The organism is Oceanimonas aquatica, assembly GCF_030732065.1.
GTDB lineage: Bacteria > Pseudomonadota > Gammaproteobacteria > Enterobacterales > Aeromonadaceae > Oceanimonas.
Window position 1 is genome coordinate 14,187 of the sequence record NZ_JAVBHX010000008.1, and the last position, 17,672, is coordinate 31,858.

Annotated in this window: 18 protein-coding genes; 1 reads left to right on the top strand and 17 read right to left on the bottom strand. The window is 58.3% G+C overall.

Translation table 11 applies throughout. From position 1 onward, the window contains the following. Nucleotides 1–79: 79 nt before the first annotated feature. The 13 genes from rplI to Q9290_RS12130 form a co-directional block, all read right to left on the bottom strand. The gene (rplI, locus tag Q9290_RS12070) at nt 80–529 is read right to left on the bottom strand and encodes a 50S ribosomal protein L9 (protein ID WP_306079905.1); all 450 of its coding nucleotides are present in this window, start codon (nt 527–529) and stop codon (nt 80–82) included. A gap of 40 nt (nt 530–569) precedes the next feature. Beyond that, a complete protein-coding gene (rpsR, locus tag Q9290_RS12075; RefSeq protein ID WP_014291460.1) occupies nt 570–797 on the bottom strand; it encodes a 30S ribosomal protein S18 in 228 nt (75 codons plus the stop codon). A 27-nt stretch (nt 798–824) separates the two neighbouring features. Then, entirely contained in the window at nt 825–1,196 is a 372-nt protein-coding gene (gene rpsF / locus Q9290_RS12080; protein ID WP_014291459.1) for a 30S ribosomal protein S6, read from the bottom strand. A 141-nt stretch (nt 1,197–1,337) separates the two neighbouring features. Next, nucleotides 1,338–2,201, bottom strand: a complete 864-nt coding sequence (locus Q9290_RS12085; protein WP_306079906.1) for a DMT family transporter — start codon at nt 2,199–2,201, stop codon at nt 1,338–1,340. A 46-nt stretch (nt 2,202–2,247) separates the two neighbouring features. Continuing rightward, nucleotides 2,248–2,982 (bottom strand): 23S rRNA (guanosine(2251)-2'-O)-methyltransferase RlmB, encoded by a 735-nt coding sequence (rlmB, locus tag Q9290_RS12090; RefSeq protein WP_306079907.1) that lies wholly within the window; start codon nt 2,980–2,982, stop codon nt 2,248–2,250. Between the two features lie 58 nt (nt 2,983–3,040). Beyond that, nucleotides 3,041–5,380 carry a ribonuclease R gene (gene rnr / locus Q9290_RS12095; protein WP_306079908.1) on the bottom strand — a complete coding sequence of 780 codons (2,340 nt, stop codon included), beginning with the start codon at nt 5,378–5,380 and terminating at the stop codon, nt 3,041–3,043. Nucleotides 5,381–5,512: 132 nt separating this feature from the next. Further along, nucleotides 5,513–6,022, bottom strand: a complete 510-nt coding sequence (gene luxS, locus Q9290_RS12100) for an S-ribosylhomocysteine lyase (RefSeq protein WP_306079909.1) — start codon at nt 6,020–6,022, stop codon at nt 5,513–5,515. Between the two features lie 74 nt (nt 6,023–6,096). After that, complete coding sequence (glnB, locus tag Q9290_RS12105; RefSeq protein ID WP_094278154.1) at nt 6,097–6,435, bottom strand: nitrogen regulatory protein P-II; 339 nt, start codon at nt 6,433–6,435, stop codon at nt 6,097–6,099. A 10-nt stretch (nt 6,436–6,445) separates the two neighbouring features. Continuing rightward, complete coding sequence (locus tag Q9290_RS12110) at nt 6,446–8,065, bottom strand: NAD+ synthase (protein WP_306079910.1); 1,620 nt, start codon at nt 8,063–8,065, stop codon at nt 6,446–6,448. Between the two features lie 80 nt (nt 8,066–8,145). After that, nucleotides 8,146–10,185: a type II secretion system protein gene (locus tag Q9290_RS12115; RefSeq protein ID WP_306079911.1), complete on the bottom strand. Its 2,040-nt coding sequence runs from the start codon at nt 10,183–10,185 to the stop codon at nt 8,146–8,148. An 11-nt stretch (nt 10,186–10,196) separates the two neighbouring features. Then, nucleotides 10,197–11,345 carry a pilus assembly PilX N-terminal domain-containing protein gene (locus Q9290_RS12120; protein ID WP_306079912.1) on the bottom strand — a complete coding sequence of 383 codons (1,149 nt, stop codon included), beginning with the start codon at nt 11,343–11,345 and terminating at the stop codon, nt 10,197–10,199. Continuing rightward, nucleotides 11,335–11,985 (bottom strand): PilW family protein, encoded by a 651-nt coding sequence (locus Q9290_RS12125; protein WP_306079913.1) that lies wholly within the window; start codon nt 11,983–11,985, stop codon nt 11,335–11,337. Before Q9290_RS12125 ends, Q9290_RS12120 begins: the two co-directional genes overlap by 11 nt. Continuing rightward, a complete protein-coding gene (locus Q9290_RS12130) occupies nt 11,979–12,461 on the bottom strand; it encodes a GspH/FimT family pseudopilin (RefSeq protein ID WP_306079914.1) in 483 nt (160 codons plus the stop codon). Before Q9290_RS12130 ends, Q9290_RS12125 begins: the two co-directional genes overlap by 7 nt. A 92-nt stretch (nt 12,462–12,553) precedes the next feature. Between Q9290_RS12130 and Q9290_RS12135 the strand changes: the two genes are divergently transcribed. Beyond that, the gene (locus Q9290_RS12135) at nt 12,554–12,937 is read left to right on the top strand and encodes a type IV pilin protein (RefSeq protein ID WP_306079915.1); all 384 of its coding nucleotides are present in this window, start codon (nt 12,554–12,556) and stop codon (nt 12,935–12,937) included. Nucleotides 12,938–12,964: 27 nt separating this feature from the next. On the opposite strand, the gene ispH is transcribed toward Q9290_RS12135, so the two are convergent. Genes ispH through ileS form a run of 4 tightly spaced genes read right to left on the bottom strand, consistent with a single transcriptional unit; the run spans nt 12,965 to nt 17,671 of the window. Beyond that, nucleotides 12,965–13,909: a 4-hydroxy-3-methylbut-2-enyl diphosphate reductase gene (gene ispH / locus Q9290_RS12140; protein ID WP_306079916.1), complete on the bottom strand. Its 945-nt coding sequence runs from the start codon at nt 13,907–13,909 to the stop codon at nt 12,965–12,967. A gap of 2 nt (nt 13,910–13,911) precedes the next feature. Then, nucleotides 13,912–14,361, bottom strand: coding sequence for an FKBP-type peptidyl-prolyl cis-trans isomerase (gene fkpB / locus Q9290_RS12145; protein ID WP_306079917.1), 450 nt, complete (start codon nt 14,359–14,361; stop codon nt 13,912–13,914). After that, entirely contained in the window at nt 14,358–14,846 is a 489-nt protein-coding gene (gene lspA, locus Q9290_RS12150) for a signal peptidase II (RefSeq protein ID WP_306079918.1), read from the bottom strand. Before lspA ends, fkpB begins: the two co-directional genes overlap by 4 nt. Continuing rightward, nucleotides 14,846–17,671, bottom strand: a complete 2,826-nt coding sequence (ileS, locus tag Q9290_RS12155; protein ID WP_306079919.1) for an isoleucine--tRNA ligase — start codon at nt 17,669–17,671, stop codon at nt 14,846–14,848. Before ileS ends, lspA begins: the two co-directional genes overlap by 1 nt. Between the last annotated feature and the right edge of the window lies 1 nt (nt 17,672).

The window sequence follows — 17,672 nt, forward strand, 5'->3', positions numbered from 1 at the left end:
TGTTTCTTCCACTTTAGCCGGAACGCAGACAATAAAAAACCCGCGACAAGCGCGGGTTTTTTTAAGCCAGAGCCTGATATCAGGCAGCAACCACCTGAATGGTTACAGTGGCTTTAACATCGGCGTGCAGCTGTACACCGATTTCGTATTCGCCTACGTTGCGCAGAACGCCGTCGTACAGACGAACTTCGCTCTTGGCAACTTCAACACCGGCAGCGGTGATGGCGTCGGCTACGTCGCGGGCACCGATGGAGCCGAACAGCTTGCCTTCGTCGCCAGACTTGGACTCGATAACAACGGCTTCCAGAGCGGCCAGTTTGTCGGCACGGGCCTGGGCAGCAGCCAGCTGATCGGCCAGCTTGGCTTCCAGCTCAGCGCGGCGGGCTTCAAAAGCCGCTACGTTGTCTTTGGTGGCCAGAACGGCTTTGCCCTGGGGCAGCAGGAAGTTACGGGCGTAACCGGACTTAACGGTTACCTGGTCGCCCAGACCGCCCAGCTTGGCGATTTTATCCAGCAGAATTACTTGCATGATTACCTTTCCTCTTTACAGGTACGAGTTAGGCCGCTGCTTACTTGTGCAGATCGGTGTAAGGCAGCAGGGCCAGGTAACGAGCGCGTTTGATCGCACGGGCCAGCTGGCGCTGATACTTAGCGCGGGTGCCGGTGATGCGGCTCGGTACGATTTTACCGGACTCGGTGATGTAGTTCTTCAGGGTAGCGATGTCTTTGTAATCGATCTCGGTAACACCGTCAGCGGTGAAACGGCAGAACTTACGACGACGGAAATAACGTGCCATGATTCTCTTCCTCTACTAAAACGTGAATTACTCGGCAGCGGCTTCGGCGCGAGCATCGTCGCGACGGGGCTGACGCTCTTCCTTGGCCTTGGCCATTTCGGAAGGCTCGGTAACGGCCTGCTTGGTGCGCATGATCATGTTGCGCAGCACGGCGTCGTTGTAGCGGAAGTTGGTTTCCAGCTCGTCGATCACAGCCTGGTCAGCTTCAACGTTCATCAGAACGTAGTGAGCCTTGTGCAGTTTGTTGATCGGGTAAGCCAGCTGGCGACGGCCCCAGTCTTCCAGACGGTGGATTTGACCACCGGCGGTGGTGATGGCGCCGGTGTAGCGCTCGATCATGCCGGGGACCTGTTCACTCTGGTCAGGGTGAACCATAAATACGATTTCGTAATGACGCATGGATTGCTCCTTACGGGTTATAGCCTCTGCGCGGGCTCAGTCACACCAGCGGAGGCAAGGAACTTGGGTTTAATGACTGATTTCAAGGCGGCGTAGTTTAAGACATAACCGAAGGGAAAGAAAGCTTTTAGCTCCAAAGCGTCAGCGTAGTCTTCGCTGCAGCCCGATGGCGGCGATCACCACCAGTGCCCCCAGATAAACGTTCCAGTCGGGAAACTCGCTGAACAGCACCATGCCCATCAGGGTGACGAAAATCAGGCCGGAATATTCGCTGGCGGCAATCTTGCTGGCATCGGCCATGGCGTAGGCCATGATGCAGATGCCCTGGTAGATAATGCCCACCAGGGTGGCGCCGATCAGCAGCCACCATATGTCGCCGGGAATGGGTTGCCACTCGGGTAATGCCAGGGCCAGGCTGGCGGGAATGGCCAGCGCCTGGGTCATGAACAGGGTCGCCAGCACAGAGCGGCCCCTGGGCAGCCGGCGCACCAGCACATTGCTGGCGGCCATCGACAAGGCGGTAAGCAGCGCCACCCAGCCGGCCCAGTGCCACTCGGCCGGATTGAGCACCACCAGAATGCCGCCAAAGCCGAGCAGGCTCACCCCGTATGCGGCCGGTCGCACCGACTCCCGGCTGAGCAGCACCGCCAGCGGCAGCGTCAGCAGGGGGGCGGCGTAAAACACCGCATTGGCAGTGGCCAGCGGCAGATACATCAGGCTCACAAACACACAGGCAGAGCCCATGAGCAACAGATGGCCCCGCAGAAAATGAATTTTCCACTGGCCCCAGCCTCGTCGCGCCGGCGCCAGCCGCCACCAGAATGGCAGCAGCAGCAAAGAGGTCATGGTAAAGCGCAGGAACACATACTGGTAAGGGCTTATCTGACTCTGCCCCATCAGTTTGACCAGCACGTCGCCGAAGGAGATCATCAGATTGCCGAGCACCAGCAAAAATATCGCCAGCAACTGGCTGTCGGCGCTCAGCCGCGCCTTGATTCGCTCCATTCCCCTTCCCCGTTGACGGCCGCTTCTTGCGAGCGGCCCGATGTTATCAACCGCGCTGACGCACCATTTCAAACAGGCAGATGCCGGTGGCCACCGACACGTTCAGGCTGGATACCGACCCCGCCATGGGAATGCTCACCAGCTCGTCGCAGTGCTCCCGGGTCAGCCGGCGCATGCCCTTGCCCTCGGCACCCATCACCAGCGCCAGTGGCCCTGTGAATCTGGCCTGGTAGATGCCGTGATCCGCCTCACCGGCAGTGCCGACCACCCACACGCCCTTGTCCTGCAGGGCCCGCAGGGTGCGCGACAGGTTGGTGACCTGAAACAGCGGCACCACCTCGGCGGCACCACAGGCCACCTTGCGCGCCACCGGGGTCAGGCCGGCGGACTTGTCGCGGGGCACGATAACCCCATGCACACCGGCGGCATCGGCGGTACGCAGGCAGGCGCCCAGGTTGTGCGGGTCGGTGACACCGTCCAGCACCAGTAATAACGGAGTCTCGGTACGCGCCAGCAGGGCGTCCAGATCCGCCTCGTTCAGCGCCGGCAGCGCCTTTATCCGGGCCACCACGCCCTGGTGCTGGGCACCACCGGCCTTGCCATCCAGGGTCTGACGACCGGCCAGCTGGGCACGCACGCCCACTTCCTGCAACCGGGCCTGCAGCTGTTGCAGACGGGCATCGTCCCGGCCCTTGAGCAGCCAGACTTCCAGAATGTTCTCGGGGTGGTTTTCGAGGGCGGCGTTCAGGGCATGAATGCCGAAGATCAGTTCACTACTCATGTTGTTTCTCGGGAATTAGAAGGAGGAATGGGGACTTGAAAGCCCCCATTCCCTGACATTATGAACGGCGCTTGCGGGAACGGGAGCGGGAACGGGGCTTGTCACTCTTCTCGCCTTTTTCACCCTTGTCGCCGCCCTTGCCACCGGTGGGCTTGGCACGCTTGCGCGACTTCAGGTTCTTGGCACCCTTGCCGCCGTCAAAGTCACCCTTGGGAGCGTCTTCCACCAGCTCAAAGTCAATCTTGCGCTCGTCCAGGTTCACCGCCATCACCTTGACCTTGATCTTGTCGCCCAGGCGGTAGCGGCGGCGGAAGTTCTCGCCAATCAACTGCTGGCGCGCCGGATCGAACTGGTAATAGTCGTTCTGCAGGCTGGAGATGTGCACCAGGCCGTCGATGTGGAACTCGTCGAGACGCACAAAGAAGCCAAAACCGGTGACGTTGGCAATGGTACCGCCAAACTCGCTGCCCACGTGATCCAGCATGTACTCACACTTGAGCCAGTCGGCCACGTCGCGGGTGGCATCGTCGGCCCGGCGCTCGGTCTGGGAGCAGTGCTCACCCATGGGTGCCACCTGGTCGTACTGGTAGGGCACGCCGCCGGTCTTGCTGCGCTCACCGCCGTGCATCTTGGCAATCTGGGCCTTGATGGCACGGTGCAACACCAGATCCGGGTAGCGGCGAATGGGCGAGGTAAAGTGAGCGTAGGACTTGAGCGCCAGACCAAAGTGACCGTTATTCTCGGCCTGATATACCGCCTGCTTCATGGAGCGCAGCAGCATGGTCTGGATCAGCTCGGCATCGGGCCGGTCACGAACCTGCTCGGCAAGCAGGGCATAATCCGCCGGCTCCGGCTCCAGGCCGCCTTTCAGCTCGAGACCCAGCTCGCCCAGGAAGCTACGGAACCCGGTGAGCTTTTCTTCGCCCGGCTTATCGTGCACCCGGAACAGGGCGTGGGCTTCCTGCTTTTCAATAAAGCGGGCAGCGGCCACGTTGGCCATGATCATGCACTCTTCGATGATCTTGTGGGCGTCGTTGCGCACCACGGGCACGATTCGCTCGATCTTGCGCTGAGGGTTGAACACAAACCGGGTTTCCTCGGTTTCGAACTCCACCGCCCCGCGCTGGTGCCGGGCCTGCTTCATGGCCTGGTACAGGTTGTTGAGCTCTTCCAGATGCGGTACCAGCGGCGCATAGCGCTCACGCAGCACCTCGTCCCCTTCCAGCATGGCCGCTACCTTGGTGTAGGTAAGACGCGCATGGGAGTTCATCACCGCTTCGTAGAACTTGAAGCCGGACAGCTTGCCGCTGGCGGACACCGTCATCTCCGCCACCATGCACAGGCGATCTACCTGAGGGTTAAGGGAGCACAGGCCGTTGGACAGCACCTCGGGCAGCATGGGAATCACTTGCTCGGGGAAGTACACCGAGTTGCCGCGCTGGTAGGCTTCGTTGTCGAGCGCCGAGTTCGGGCGCACATAATAGGACACGTCGGCAATGGCCACCCACAGGCGCCAGCCGCCGGAGCGCTTGGGTTGACAGTGAACGGCATCGTCAAAGTCGCGGGCATCTTCGCCGTCGATGGTGACCAGCGGCAGATCGCGCAGATCCTTGCGGCCCACCTTGGCTTCTTCCGGCACCTGCTCGGTGAGGTTGGCAATCTGCTGCTTGACCTCTTCCGGCCACACATGGGGAATACCGTGGGTACGCAGGGCAATTTCAATTTCCATGCCCGGATCCATGGTTTCACCCAGCACCTCAATGACCTTGCCGATACCGGTCATGCGCTTGGTGGGCCGCTGGGTAATGGTGATCACCACCACCTGGCCCATGCGCGCGCCCATGGTCTCGCCTTGCGGGATCAGAATATCCTGGGCGATGCGGCTGTCGTCGGGCACCACGTAGCTGACGCCGTTTTCCACAAAGTAGCGGCCCACCACATCCAGGTTACGGGATTCCAGCACACGTACCAGACGACCTTCGCGCCGGCCCCGGGAGTCAAAGCGCAGGGGTTGTACCAGTACAAGGTCGCCGTGCATGACAGCGTCCATTTCGCGCTGGGCCAGGAACAGATCGTCACCGCCGTCTTCCGGGCGTACAAAGCCAAAGCCTTCACGGTGGCCGATAACCTTGCCCTTGATCAGGTTCAGCTTGTCGGGCAGGGCGTAACACTTGTTGCGGGTAAACACCAGCTGGCCGTCACGCTCCATAGCGCGCAGGCGGCGGCGCAGAGCTTCTTCCTGCTCTTCACCGGCAAGATTCAGCTCGGCAAAGATCTCGTCCCGGTTGGCCGGGGTTTTGCGTTGCTTGAGGTGCTCAAGAATAAATTCCCGGCTGGGAATGGGGTTTTCATACTTTTCGGCTTCCCGTTGCAGGAAAGGATCTTGTTGTTCTGACATAAAGAGGTCCGTTTGAGCACTGTACTAAGGGATGTATATCAACAGAATAAGAATAACAAGTGACAAGACGCCCGGTTAAGCCAGTGCTCGCTGTAACCGGGCGTGTCTGTCACCGAGGGAAGCCGGTGGGCATTACAGAGATTTCAGCATCTCTTCCGGCAACGCCAGGCTCTGGTTGCTGTTGATACCGATTCCGCGCTCCAGAATATTGCGGGCAATGGCCTTGGCCTCATCCAGCGAGTGCATCACATAGGTGCCGCACTGATATTCGTTGAGTTCGGGGATCTGTGACTGATTTTCCACCTTGAGCACGTCTTCCATCGCCGCTTTCCAGGCATTGGCCACCCGCTGCTCGTCGGGTTCACCCACCAGGCTCATGTAAAAGCCGGTGCGGCAGCCCATGGGCGAGATATCGATGATTTCAACGCCGTCGCCGTTGAGGTGGTTGCGCATAAAGCCGGCAAACAGGTGCTCCAGGGTATGAATGCCCTTTTCGGAGAGAATTTCCTGGTTGGGCAGGCAGAAACGCAGGTCAAACACGGTAATGGTGTCGTTGTGGGGGGTGGCCATGGTCTTGGCAACCCGCACCGCCGGGGCTTCCATGCGGGTATGATCTACGGTGAAACTGTCCAGCAGTGGCATGGGAATATTTCCTCAATTCAAATTCAATCAACCATTGTGGCAAAAAAACCGGGAGGTTGAAACCAATCCGGTCTTTACACCGCTTCTTCGTTCTGCTCGCCGGTGCGAATACGGATCACCTGGCCCACGTCGAACACGAAGATCTTGCCGTCGCCAATCTTGCCGGTACGGGCCGTGGTTTCAATGGCCTCGATGCAGGATTCCACCAGTTCGTCCTGCACCACCAGCTCCAGCTTGACCTTGGGCAGGAAGTCCACCATGTATTCGGCGCCGCGATAGAGCTCGGTGTGGCCCTTCTGGCGACCGAACCCTTTTACTTCCGATACCGTCATGCCGGTGATACCGCGCTCGGCCAGGGCTTCGCGTACGTCGTCCAGCTTGAAGGGTTTGATAATGGCTTCAATTTTTTTCATCGATGGTTCCTTACCAGTTTGTTTTGCCAAACCCCGAGGTGATGGGGTAGCGCCTGTCCTTGCCGAAGTTGCGCGCCGTGATCCGCGGCCCCACGGCGCTCTGGCGGCGCTTGTATTCGTTGATGTCGACCAGTTTGAGCACCCTGCGCACATCGGCCTCGTCAAAGCCGGCGGCCAGCAAATCGTTCAGGGATTTGTCCTGCTCCACATAGCCTTCCAGAATGGCGTCCAGCACATCATAGGGCGGCAGACTGTCCTGGTCGAGCTGATCCGGCGCCAGCTCCGCCGACGGCGGCCGATCAATCACCCGCTGGGGGATCACATACCCAAGCGTATTACGGTAGCGGCACAGCTCAAACACCAGGGTTTTGGGCACATCCTTGATAGGCGCAAAGCCACCGACCATGTCGCCATACAGGGTGCAGTAGCCCACCGCCACTTCGCTCTTGTTGCCGGTGGTCAGTACCAGCCGGCGACGCTTGTTGGAGATGGCCATCAGCAGCACGCCGCGGGAGCGGGCCTGCAGGTTTTCCTCGGTGGTATCTCGCTCGGTGCCCTCAAACATGGGCGCCAGCTGGCCCATAAAGGCGTCGAACATGGGCTCGATGGAGACGATATCAAACTCCACACCCAAGTGTTCAGCCTCTTCTTTGGCATCTTCCACACTGATGGAGGCGGTATAACGAAACGGCATCATCACCGCCTGAACTTTATCCTTGCCCAGGGCATCCACGGCAATGGCCAGGGTCAGGGCCGAGTCGATACCGCCGGAAAGCCCCAGTACGGCGCCGTTAAAGCCGTTTTTATTGACATAATCCCGGGTCGCCAGCACCAGTGCCTGGTATACCTCGGCCAGCGGCTCGAGGACGGGCTGTATCTCACCGGGCACCGGCTTCCCCTGCTCAAACCTTACCAGCGCCAGCTCCTCGGTAAAGGCGGGCAGGCTTTGGGTGAGCTCGCCCTTGGCATTGAACACCTTGGAGCGGCCGTCGAACACCAGTTCGTCCTGGCCACCCACCTGGTTGAGATACACCAGCGGCAGACCGTTGTCGCGGCTGCGCTGTGCCAGCAGATCCTTGCGGATCCAGGCCTTGCCCTTGTGATAGGGCGAGGCATTGAGACTCAGCACCAGCTCGGCACCGGCGGCCTTGGCACCGGCCATGGGCGCCGGCTCCCACACGTCTTCACAGATCAGCAGGCCCAGCTTGTGGCCGTTGAAGTCGATCACGCAGGATTCGGTGCCGGCAGTGAAGTAGCGCATTTCATCAAACACGCCGTAGTTGGGCAGCAGCTGCTTGAAGTAACGTCCCTGTAATTTGCCCTGATAAAAGAAGGAAGCGGCGTTGTACAGCTTGCCGTTTTCCCGCCAGGGGTGGCCCACCACCAGGGCAATATTCTGGCTGGCGGCAGCCAGCTCGCTCAGCGCGACGTCGACCCGGGCGTGCAGATCGTCCCGGAACAGCAGATCTTCCGGCGGGTAGCCGGTGACCGCCAGCTCGGGAAACAGTACCAGCTCGGCGCCCTGTTCGGCGGCCTTGCTGGCGGCGGTCAGCATGGTTTGAGTATTGGCTTCAATGGCACCGACGGTCGGGTTGAGCTGGGCCAGCGCCAGGGTGAGGTGTGAGGACATGGTCTGTTCGTGGTTCAAAAGGCAATAACCGCCATAGTAATGAAAGACGGGGGCCTTGTCAGGCCCCCGGCGCTTAAGGCTCAGTTACAGGTGGGGGTTTTATCGACTGGCCTGTTCTGAGTCAAGATGAGACAACCGCCATTGAGGGTTGTTGCATTATCAGGCACAGCCACCGTCCAGACTCCATTAACCGGAGAATAAACTTCATATCCACTCGGTACCGTTGCCGACAATGCCGCCGTAGTGTCGGGATCCGCCTTGCAGTCGTAGTAGATGGTACTCTTGTTTCCCTGAGTCTTGTTGAGCTGACCACAGACCTCATTGCCGACTTTCACAACAACACCCTCCAGACTGCAGGCTTCTTCCTTCCATGGGCCATTCGCGTTGACTGGTGCAATATAGAGCACACAATACATCTCGCCGGTTATCGAAGCCTTGGCGCTGTTGTTAACCACAATATCCAGATAGTTACTTTTTATAAACAAGTCTTGAGTTTCAACGGGAGAAATGGCTTCAGAAGAGGTCATGCCACTGTTGCTGCGTTTTATCTTGGCCATTATCGTACCGGCAGCCCCCGGCGACTTAGCTTCTGCCAGTCCTCGACTGTAAACACCGTAATAGCCGGCATTCGCATTGGTAATGGTTTCGACCGGTTCATTTGTCACTGTGAGTGAGCTATCGCCGCTACTCCGTTCCCACTTGGCCAACAAGGTTAAATTAACTTCATTAATGGGAACCAGCGTCAGTAGACGCCCAACTTGCTTCTCTGTCAGCTCGGCCAATTCGACTTTCACTTGACCTTCGAGCACTTCATTAAAAATATATTCCCTGTCAGCACTGGAAATCATATCGATATAAACACCTCTGGCCATCAACTGTTTTAGCCCTACATCCATGGTGATATCAGTTGTCGCTGGTGAGATGCTTTTCGCAACCAAATAATCATTAAAAGTATCAGGCTGATAATAAGAGGCAACATCATCCTCAACACCTTTATTTATTTGAGAGAGGATATATTCAACTGCGACTGTCTCAACATAATCCCGATAGGCACTCGCCACATCACCATTAAGCAGCAGGTCAGCATCAAAAATATTAAGCGCGACCAGGTTCCAGTCGGTGGCTGTTTCATAGTAGCCGTTAATTCGAACCATGCGACAGGCTTCAAGATAGTCATCTCCTGTATAAGCCAATGCCGTACCATTATTGTAGTGATCATGATTGTTTATCTTGGCTACGTCATACCAATGTTCAAACTTCTCTTCAGGGCCATCAAAGTGGTTCCCGCAGCACTTTGTACAAAGTATGTCTTGCCCGATACTGGCCGGTATACCAGTATTTTTTTCCACATTACTACCAATCTTGTAGTAACCTATTGGCCCTTTCATTTCCCATTGCGCCGGCAGTTTTCCTTCGGAGACGCTTTGCAGGGTACATGAGCAGGAGACCGTCACCTGATCCCGGCGTTGCTGGGTCACATTGCTGCTGTCATAGGTTACCGTGCTGAATTCCACCCTAGTGCTCTCGCCTTTTTTACTTACTTCAGGCAAGGGCCGGCTGGTTTCCATTTTCAGACCCGGTGCCAGTTCAATGGACATCACATTGGGAGCGGCTCCCGGATTATGCACTACCTTGGGTCCGCCCTTGCCAGAGCCGAGATTATCACCATTGGTGCCAAAAGGTCCGCCGCTGGCGGGGGTGTTGGGAGAGATCACCGAATCCAGGGCAAAACTCTGAGCCTCACCGACGTCGGTCCAGTTAACGGTGACTGCCACCTGCTTTTTACCGGTGTCCTGAACACTCGGCGATGGCGTACCCCAGGCTGAGCTGGCGCTGTTCCAAGCATAGTCGGTCACCGCCCAGTCACGGTTATAGTCGATATCATCCAGGCTGACGCTGTCGCTGCCATTGGCGATGGCATCAAACCCGGTGCGGCTCTGAAAGCGGCGCAGCTCGTCCAGCTTGGATTCCGCCAGGCGCATGGCCACTTCCCGGCTGCGGCCGTCCCGGCTGTATTCCAGATAGGTCTTGTTCAGCTGCAGCAAGGTACCGGCGGTGGCTGCCACAATAATAAAGGCAAGCATGACTTCAATCAGGCCAAATCCGTGTTGCCGTTTCATGGCGTCTCCTGTTACCAGTCTTTCCAGCTGCCGGGAATAGTCATCAGGTTTACAAAGGGGTTATTACCATTACCCATGCTGTTATCATCGCAATAACCGATATTACACATAACTTGCTGATCGTATACTGCATCAAAGGTACCGTTAAGAATGTCGCCACCGTGGTTGGTGGAAATGGCACCAAAGATCTGAGCTCCACCTGTTAGTTGAACCGTATAATCAGGAGCTGTTGTAGGCTCCGAGTCATAAGAGAACAACAGGCCGTAAAAATAATTACCGCCTGCTGCCTTAATGTTTGCGTTCTTGACTAGAGCAATCACCGGTTCATCAGCGGATTTGGCAGCAGTATTTGGAATAGAGCCGATGTCACATTCCCCGCCTCCATCGACAATATAAAAGCCCGGTGAATCTATGTTGCTGCAGCTTGATACAATATCTGTTGCCATGGCTTCCAACTTGTCCCATTCATCGGCTCCATAACCAAACACATGGCTGAGCAAATCGGTTGGAAAATCAGCATCTTTGTCTACCACGTCCGAGTCAAAGGAAACTGTGCCACCTGTTTTAACACTGATCGTATCGGTACAGTCATTACTACTGTAATCACTCAAATGACAGGTCTGCATGCTACCGATACCTGAAATATCCTTTCCTGACCAGACCGAAACAGGCACGCCGTTTCCACCACCATTGGGGTTGGCGACGACAGTCATATTGCCACTGATCCCCGTACTGGCACCGCCCACCAGCAGCGGCGCCGCCGGTCCGGCATTGGCTGGGTTGAGTATGCTGCGCTCCACCACCTGCACGCTGACCGTGGTGCCGCCACCGTTTGGCAAAGTGGCCACCGACTCCAGTTGCCAGGCGTCGGGAATAGGAACGCCTTGTTCCATGGTAACCGTATAGCTCGCACTCGCTGCCGACGTGCTCAATGAGCCCGATACGCTTGTCGCCGTCGGGTCAACCTTGAGCAGTGCCATGGCATCGGCAATGCCTTTTTCCGCCGCCGCCAGCGCCACCCGGTATTCGATTTCGTTAAGGGTAATGCGCTTGTCGGAAATCAGCACCTTGCCAATAAACACCGACACCGCCACCAGCATGGAAACCAGCACCAGGGTAATGGTGAGCGTGGCGAACCCACTGTCCTTGTTAGTAGCCATCATTTCTCAGTTTTATCTCCCGCTGCAGGCTGACCGACAACGCCGGCCGGTTAACATGAGAAGCACTCAGGCTGAGCCGAATGGTGCGCATGCCGGTGGCGCTGCTGCCGGACACCAGTTCAAAGCGTAAATCATCAACCGAGATTTCCTGCTCGGCCATCAGCGCATTGCCGGTACCGCAAAGCGTACTCAGTGAGGCACTTACCGAAGCGTCATTTTTTACTTCCAGCCTTTTACTGGAAGAGTCATAACTGTAAACACGAACCACAGTGGCTACCGGGGACTCGCCGTCATCCTGGTACTTGACGCGAATACAATCGGGAGCACTTGCACCCGTAGAAGTATGAAGATCGGAGGTCGTGGAAAATACCAAGGCCTCGGCGGCAGATGCTGCCGAGGCATCACCATTCATCCCCTGAGCGGCACTGGGGTGATACCCCGCCCGCTGAATATCCCGCACCATGATATCGGTCGCCGATTGGACATCCTGGTTGAGCCGCGACAGCATCAGGGTGGTATTGCCGGAGACGATCACCGAGGAAAATAACGACAGGGCGCCCGCCACTACCAGTAAGCCGGCCACCAGCGACACCAGCATTTCCACCAGGGTCATGCCCTGCTGACGCTGAGTGACTAGCATGAAGGCACTCCCATCAGGCCATTATCGGAACAGGAGCGAATGCCACCATAATTGGAGAGTACGGCTTTCATCACATAAGTCCCATTTTTAACCGCGATATTACCGGCAAAAAAAGTGTTTCTTCGTGGTGTAAAAGTAATATCCGCGCCCACATTTGACTCAACAATAATGCTCGGATAGTTCTGACTGCTAACGCTCTCAATAATGTCTCCGGAGCAGTCATCGGAGTCATGAAGCGCATAGCTCCAGTTTGCGGCGCCCGAGTTGGTAAAACACACGGTCACTTCCCGGTTGCGCTTGATGGCTTCGCTGCGGGCCAGTTGCAGATCGGCATACACCGCCATGCCGGCGCTGCGCACCGTGTATTGCTCACGCAGGCTCTGAAAGCCGGGCACGGCCAAGGTGGTGAGTATCGTCATCACCACCAGGCCAATCAGCAGTTCAATCAGGGTCAGGCCGCGCTGCATTCCGCTCATGCCGGTTGCATCCTTCAAACAGACAGGTCTCCATTGTGGCCCAAACTGGAGTAAGCTTGAGGCAAAGCATGAGTTTAGACAAGGACATATCCATGCCCAAACAGCAGGGGTTTACACTGATTGAGTTGTTGATCACGGTGGCGGTGCTGGCCATTATTACCGCCGTGGCCTACCCCTCCTATTCCGCCTATATGCAAAAAAGCCGGCGTATCGAGGCCATACAGACGCTGTATAAAATGCAGCTGGCTCAGGAAGACTGGCGCATTTCTCATCCCACCTATACCAGCGCGGCGGCGGATTTAATCAGCCCCACCAGCACCGACAACTATACCTTTGCCGCCGCCGTTTCCGGCAGCGGCTATACCCTCACCGCCACCGCCAAGGGCAGCCAGCAAAACGACCAGGAAGGCGGCACCGCCTGCTCCCCACTCACGCTGACCCGAGGCGGCAGCAAGGCCCCGGCCAGCTGCTGGTAATAAAAAACCGCCCCGAGGGCGGTTTGGTCAGGATACCTGCTTTACCTTGAGCTCGGCGGGTACTTCAAACACAATATTTTCTTCCCGCCCGGGGTGCTCCACCACGGTATTGCCCCCCAGCGACTGCAGATGAGAGATCACTTCCTGCACCAGCACTTCCGGGGCCGAGGCGCCGGCGGTGACGCCAATGCGGGCTGCGCCTTCGAGCCAGGCCGGCTCGACCATCTCGACACAATCGATGAGATGCGCCTCGGTGCCGATCTTCTCGGCCAGCTCCCGCAGCCGGTTGGAATTGGACGAGTTACGCGAGCCCACCACCAACATCAGATCCACCTTGGCGGCCAGCTCCCGCACCGCGTCCTGACGGTTCTGGGTGGCGTAGCAGATGTCGTCCTTGCGCGGCCCTTCAATGGTGGGAAAGCGTGCCCGCAGGGCGTCGATCACATCGGAGGTTTCATCCACGCTCAGGGTGGTCTGGGTCACAAAGGTGAGGTTGTCGGGCTGTTTCACCTCAAGGGCCGCCACGTCTTCCGGGTTTTCCACCAGATACATGCCGCCGTCGGTGCTTTCATACTGGCCCATGGTGCCTTCCACCTCGGGGTGGCCGGCATGACCGATCAGAATGGTTTCAATGCCCTTGCGGCTGGCTCTGTGCACTTCCATGTGCACCTTGGTCACCAGCGGACAGGTGGCGTCAAACACCTTGAGCCCCCGTTGTTTGGCCTCTTCCCGCACCGCCTTGGAAACGCCATGGGCGGAGAAGATCACAATATTATCGTCGGGCACCTGATCCAGCTCATCCACAAAAATGGCGCCCGCGTCCTTGAGCTTGTTGACCACGTAGCGGTTGTGCACCACTTCGTGACGCACATAGATGGGGGCGCCAAATTTTTCCAGGGCGCTCTGCACTATGCTGATGGCTCTGTCCACGCCGGCACAAAAGCCGCGGGGGTTGGCGAGCAGGATTTCCATGATCAGGCTCCGTTTTCGTCATCGACGGACAGGATCTCCACCTCAAAGGTGACGTTCTGACCGGCCAGGGGGTGGTTGAAGTCCACGGTCACCGAGTCGCCGGCCACACCGCGAATAATGCCGGGGATCTCGGCACCATTGGGCTGGGTGAACGACAGAATCGCGCCCTCTTCCAGCTCCAGATCGGCACCGAAACGGCTGCGCTCCATGTAGTGAATGTTGTCCGGATTAACCTGGCCAAAGGCGTCGTCCGGGGTCAATTCAAACACCTTTTTGGTACCGGCTTCCAGGCCCAGCAGGCAGGACTCAAAGTTATCGGTCAGGCTGCCATCACCCATCTGCAGTCGGGCGGGCTTGCCATGCACCTGGGTGCTGTCGGCCACCGAGCCGTCTTCCAGCTTGATGGTAAAGTGAAACAACACAGTGCTGTTGGGGCCGATGATATTGCTCATTGGGGGCTGTCCTTTTTGAAGCTGTCGATAATGATCATGGCGGCGCCGACAAAAATAAAGCTGTCGGCCAGATTGAACGCCGGCCAGTGCCAGTTGCCCACGTAGAAGTCGAGAAAGTCGACCACGTGACCCAGCAGCAAACGGTCGATTACGTTGCCGATAGCCCCGCCGATGATCAGCGCATAGGCCACCGGCATCCAGCGTGCGGTGCGTGGCGCCTTGTACATCCATATGCTCAGCAGCACGGTCACGGCAACCGCCAGGCCGGCAAAAAACCAGCGCTGCCAGCCGCCCTGATCGGCGAGAAAGCTGAACGCCGCGCCGGGATTATAAACATGCACCAGGTTAAAGAAGGGGGCGATTTCCACCCCCGGGTAACCGTAATCCAGGTAGTTCACGGTCAGCCACTTGCTTACCTGATCCAGCACTATGGTGACAATCGCCAGCCACCACCAGCGCAGGCCGGTATTCAGCACTGCCCGCATCAGGCGAACCGGCGAACTTCGCCGTCTCCGGCCACATTGGACACACAACGGCCGCAGATGCCCTCGTGGCCTTCATGACTGCCCACATCGTCCACATGGTGCCAGCAGCGACCACACTTCTCGGCGTCGCTCTTGGCCACGCCCACCTTGAGGCCGGCCAGCTCGGTGTCGGTGGCATCAGCGGCATCGGCCAGCGGTGCCACTGTGACCCTGGAGGTCAGCATCACAAAACGCAGCTCCTCGCCCAGTTGTGCCAGTTTGTCAGCCAGAGCATCATCGGCATACAGGGTAATGTCGGCTTCCAGCGCGCCGCCAATCACCTTGTCACCCCGTGCGCTTTCCAGTGCCTTGTTCACCGCCTGACGTACCTTGAGCAGTTCGGCCCAGTAGGCATCACCCAGCTGCTCGCCCTCGGCCAGCCCAAAGAGGCCGTCGTAGAACTCTTCGGTAAACACGAAACGCTCGCGCTCACCGGGCAGCAGGGCCCAGATCTCGTCGGCGGTAAAGCTCATGATCGGCGCCATCCAGCGCACCAGGGCCTCCACAATGTGGTAGAGCGCAGTCTGGCAGGAGCGGCGCGCCTGGCTGTCGGCCTTGGCGGTGTACTGACGGTCCTTGATCACGTCCAGATAGAAGGAGCCCATTTCGATGGAGCAGAACTGCATCAGCTTCTGGGTGACCAGATGGAAGTTGTATTCATCAAAGGCCTGAGTGATCTCCTGCTGAATGGCCTGGGCACGACCCACGGCCCAGCGGTCGATCACCACCATGTCTTCCGGTGCCACCATGTCGGTGGCCGGGTTAAAGCCGTTGAGGTTGGCCAGCAGGAAGCGGGCGGTGTTGCGAATACGGCGATAGGCATCGGCGCTGCGCTTCAAAATCTCGTCGGAAACCGTCATTTCACCGGAGTAGTCGGTGCTCGCCACCCACAGCCGCAGAATGTCGGCGCCCAGCTTGTTCATCACCTCCTGGGGGCTGACCACGTTGCCGATGGACTTGGACATTTTGCGGCCCTGACCATCCACGGTAAAGCCGTGGGTCAGTACCTGGCGGTACGGGGCATGGCCCTTCATGGCGGTAGAGATCATCAGCGACGACATAAACCAGCCGCGGTGCTGATCCGAGCCTTCCAGATACATGTCGGCGGGGTGACCTTGAAACTCGGGGCGCACGTCAACTACAGAGGCATGGGTGGAGCCGGAGTCGAACCAGACATCCAGAGTGTCGAGCACCTTGTCGTACTGACCGGCTTCCTCGCCCAGCAGCTCGGCGGGGTCCAGATCCCACCAGGCCTGAATGCCGGCCTTTTCCACCCGCTTGGCCACTTCTTCCATCAGCTCGGTGGCGCGGGGGTGCAGCTCCTGAGTGTCTTTATGCACAAACAGGGCAATGGGCACGCCCCAGGTGCGCTGACGGGAGATACACCAGTCCGGACGGTTTTCCACCATGGACTGAATGCGGTTCTGGCCCCACTCGGGCACCCACTGAACCTTTTCAATTTCGTTCAGTGCCTGACCGCGCAGACCGGCCTGATCCATGCTGATAAACCACTGCGGCGTGGCCCGGAAAATGATGGGGGTCTTGTGGCGCCAGCAATGCGGATAGGAGTGGGTGTAGGCTTCGTGATGCAGCAGGGCACCGCGTTCCTTGAGCACTTCCACCACGGCGTCGTTGGCCTTGAATACGTGCTGACCGGCAAACAGCTCGGTGTCGGGCAGGTAGACGCCGTTGCCACCCACCGGGTTGGCCACTTCCAAGCCGTAGTGCTGGCCTACCGCGAAGTCTTCCTGGCCGTGGCCGGGGGCGGTGTGCACGGCGCCGGTACCGGAATCGGTGGTGACGTGCTCACCCAGGATCGCCGGCACCTCAAAGTCGTAGAAAGGATGCTGAAAACGCTTCAGCTCAAGCGCAGCACCCTGACAGTAACCCAGGTTGTGGTAGTGGGTAATGCCGGCCCTGTCCATCACGTCCTTGACCAGATCCGCGGCTAGGATCAACCGCTCGGGGTTGTCGCCTTCCACCTGTACCAGGGCGTAGTTGAGCTCGGCGTGCAGGGCCACCGCCCGGTTGGCGGGCAGGGTCCAGGGGGTAGTGGTCCAGATCACCACGGAGATCGGGCCCTGGCCGGTGTGGCCGTCGGCACAGTCAAAGCTGGCGGCCACGGCGGCTTCATCGGCGGCCTTGAAGCGCACGTCAATGGCCGGCGAGCGCTTGTCTTCGTATTCCACCTCGGCTTCGGCCAGCGCCGAGCCACAGTCGGTGCACCAGTGCACCGGCTTGGAGCCCTTGTGCAGGTGGCCCTTGTCGATGATCTTGCCGAGGGCACGAATGATATTGGCCTCGGTGTCGAAGTTCATGGTCAGGTAGGGATTGTCCCAGTCGCCGAGCACGCCCAGACGAATAAAGTCAGCCTTCTGGCCTTCCACCTGCTCCTTGGCATAGGCGCGGCAGGCTTCCCGGAACTCGGCGGCGGACACCTTGACGCCGGGCTTGCCGACCTTGCCTTCCACCTTCAGCTCAATGGGCAGACCGTGGCAGTCCCAGCCCGGAATGTAGGGAGAGTCGTAACCCAGCAGGCCCTTGGACTTGACGATAATGTCTTTCAGGATCTTGTTGACCGAGTGACCGATGTGAATGCTGCCGTTGGCGTAGGGAGGGCCGTCGTGAAGAATAAAGGGCTTCTTGCCGGCCTTGGCGCGACGCACGGCGCCGTAGAGATCTTCATCAAACCAGCGCTGCAGCATGCCCGGCTCGCGTTTGGCCAGGTTGCCGCGCATGGGAAACTCCGTTTCGGGCAAATTCAGGGTGTGTTTATAGTCGCTCATG

Bases quoted from the DNA above. Each gene is read 5' to 3' on its own strand.
- rplI (WP_306079905.1), bottom strand. From the start codon at position 529: ATGCAAGTAATTCTGCTGGATAAAATCGCCAAGCTGGGCGGTCTGGGC.
- rpsR (WP_014291460.1), bottom strand. From the start codon at position 797: ATGGCACGTTATTTCCGTCGTCGTAAGTTCTGCCGTTTCACCGCTGAC.
- rpsF (WP_014291459.1), bottom strand. From the start codon at position 1,196: ATGCGTCATTACGAAATCGTATTTATGGTTCACCCTGACCAGAGTGAA.
- Q9290_RS12085 (WP_306079906.1), bottom strand. From the start codon at position 2,201: ATGGAGCGAATCAAGGCGCGGCTGAGCGCCGACAGCCAGTTGCTGGCG.
- rlmB (WP_306079907.1), bottom strand. From the start codon at position 2,982: ATGAGTAGTGAACTGATCTTCGGCATTCATGCCCTGAACGCCGCCCTC.
- rnr (WP_306079908.1), bottom strand. From the start codon at position 5,380: ATGTCAGAACAACAAGATCCTTTCCTGCAACGGGAAGCCGAAAAGTAT.
- luxS (WP_306079909.1), bottom strand. From the start codon at position 6,022: ATGCCACTGCTGGACAGTTTCACCGTAGATCATACCCGCATGGAAGCC.
- glnB (WP_094278154.1), bottom strand. From the start codon at position 6,435: ATGAAAAAAATTGAAGCCATTATCAAACCCTTCAAGCTGGACGACGTA.
- Q9290_RS12110 (WP_306079910.1), bottom strand. From the start codon at position 8,065: ATGTCCTCACACCTCACCCTGGCGCTGGCCCAGCTCAACCCGACCGTC.
- Q9290_RS12115 (WP_306079911.1), bottom strand. From the start codon at position 10,185: ATGAAACGGCAACACGGATTTGGCCTGATTGAAGTCATGCTTGCCTTT.
- Q9290_RS12120 (WP_306079912.1), bottom strand. From the start codon at position 11,345: ATGGCTACTAACAAGGACAGTGGGTTCGCCACGCTCACCATTACCCTG.
- Q9290_RS12125 (WP_306079913.1), bottom strand. From the start codon at position 11,985: ATGCTAGTCACTCAGCGTCAGCAGGGCATGACCCTGGTGGAAATGCTG.
- Q9290_RS12130 (WP_306079914.1), bottom strand. From the start codon at position 12,461: ATGAGCGGAATGCAGCGCGGCCTGACCCTGATTGAACTGCTGATTGGC.
- Q9290_RS12135 (WP_306079915.1), top strand. From the start codon at position 12,554: ATGCCCAAACAGCAGGGGTTTACACTGATTGAGTTGTTGATCACGGTG.
- ispH (WP_306079916.1), bottom strand. From the start codon at position 13,909: ATGGAAATCCTGCTCGCCAACCCCCGCGGCTTTTGTGCCGGCGTGGAC.
- fkpB (WP_306079917.1), bottom strand. From the start codon at position 14,361: ATGAGCAATATCATCGGCCCCAACAGCACTGTGTTGTTTCACTTTACC.
- lspA (WP_306079918.1), bottom strand. From the start codon at position 14,846: ATGCGGGCAGTGCTGAATACCGGCCTGCGCTGGTGGTGGCTGGCGATT.
- ileS (WP_306079919.1), bottom strand. From the start codon at position 17,671: ATGAGCGACTATAAACACACCCTGAATTTGCCCGAAACGGAGTTTCCC.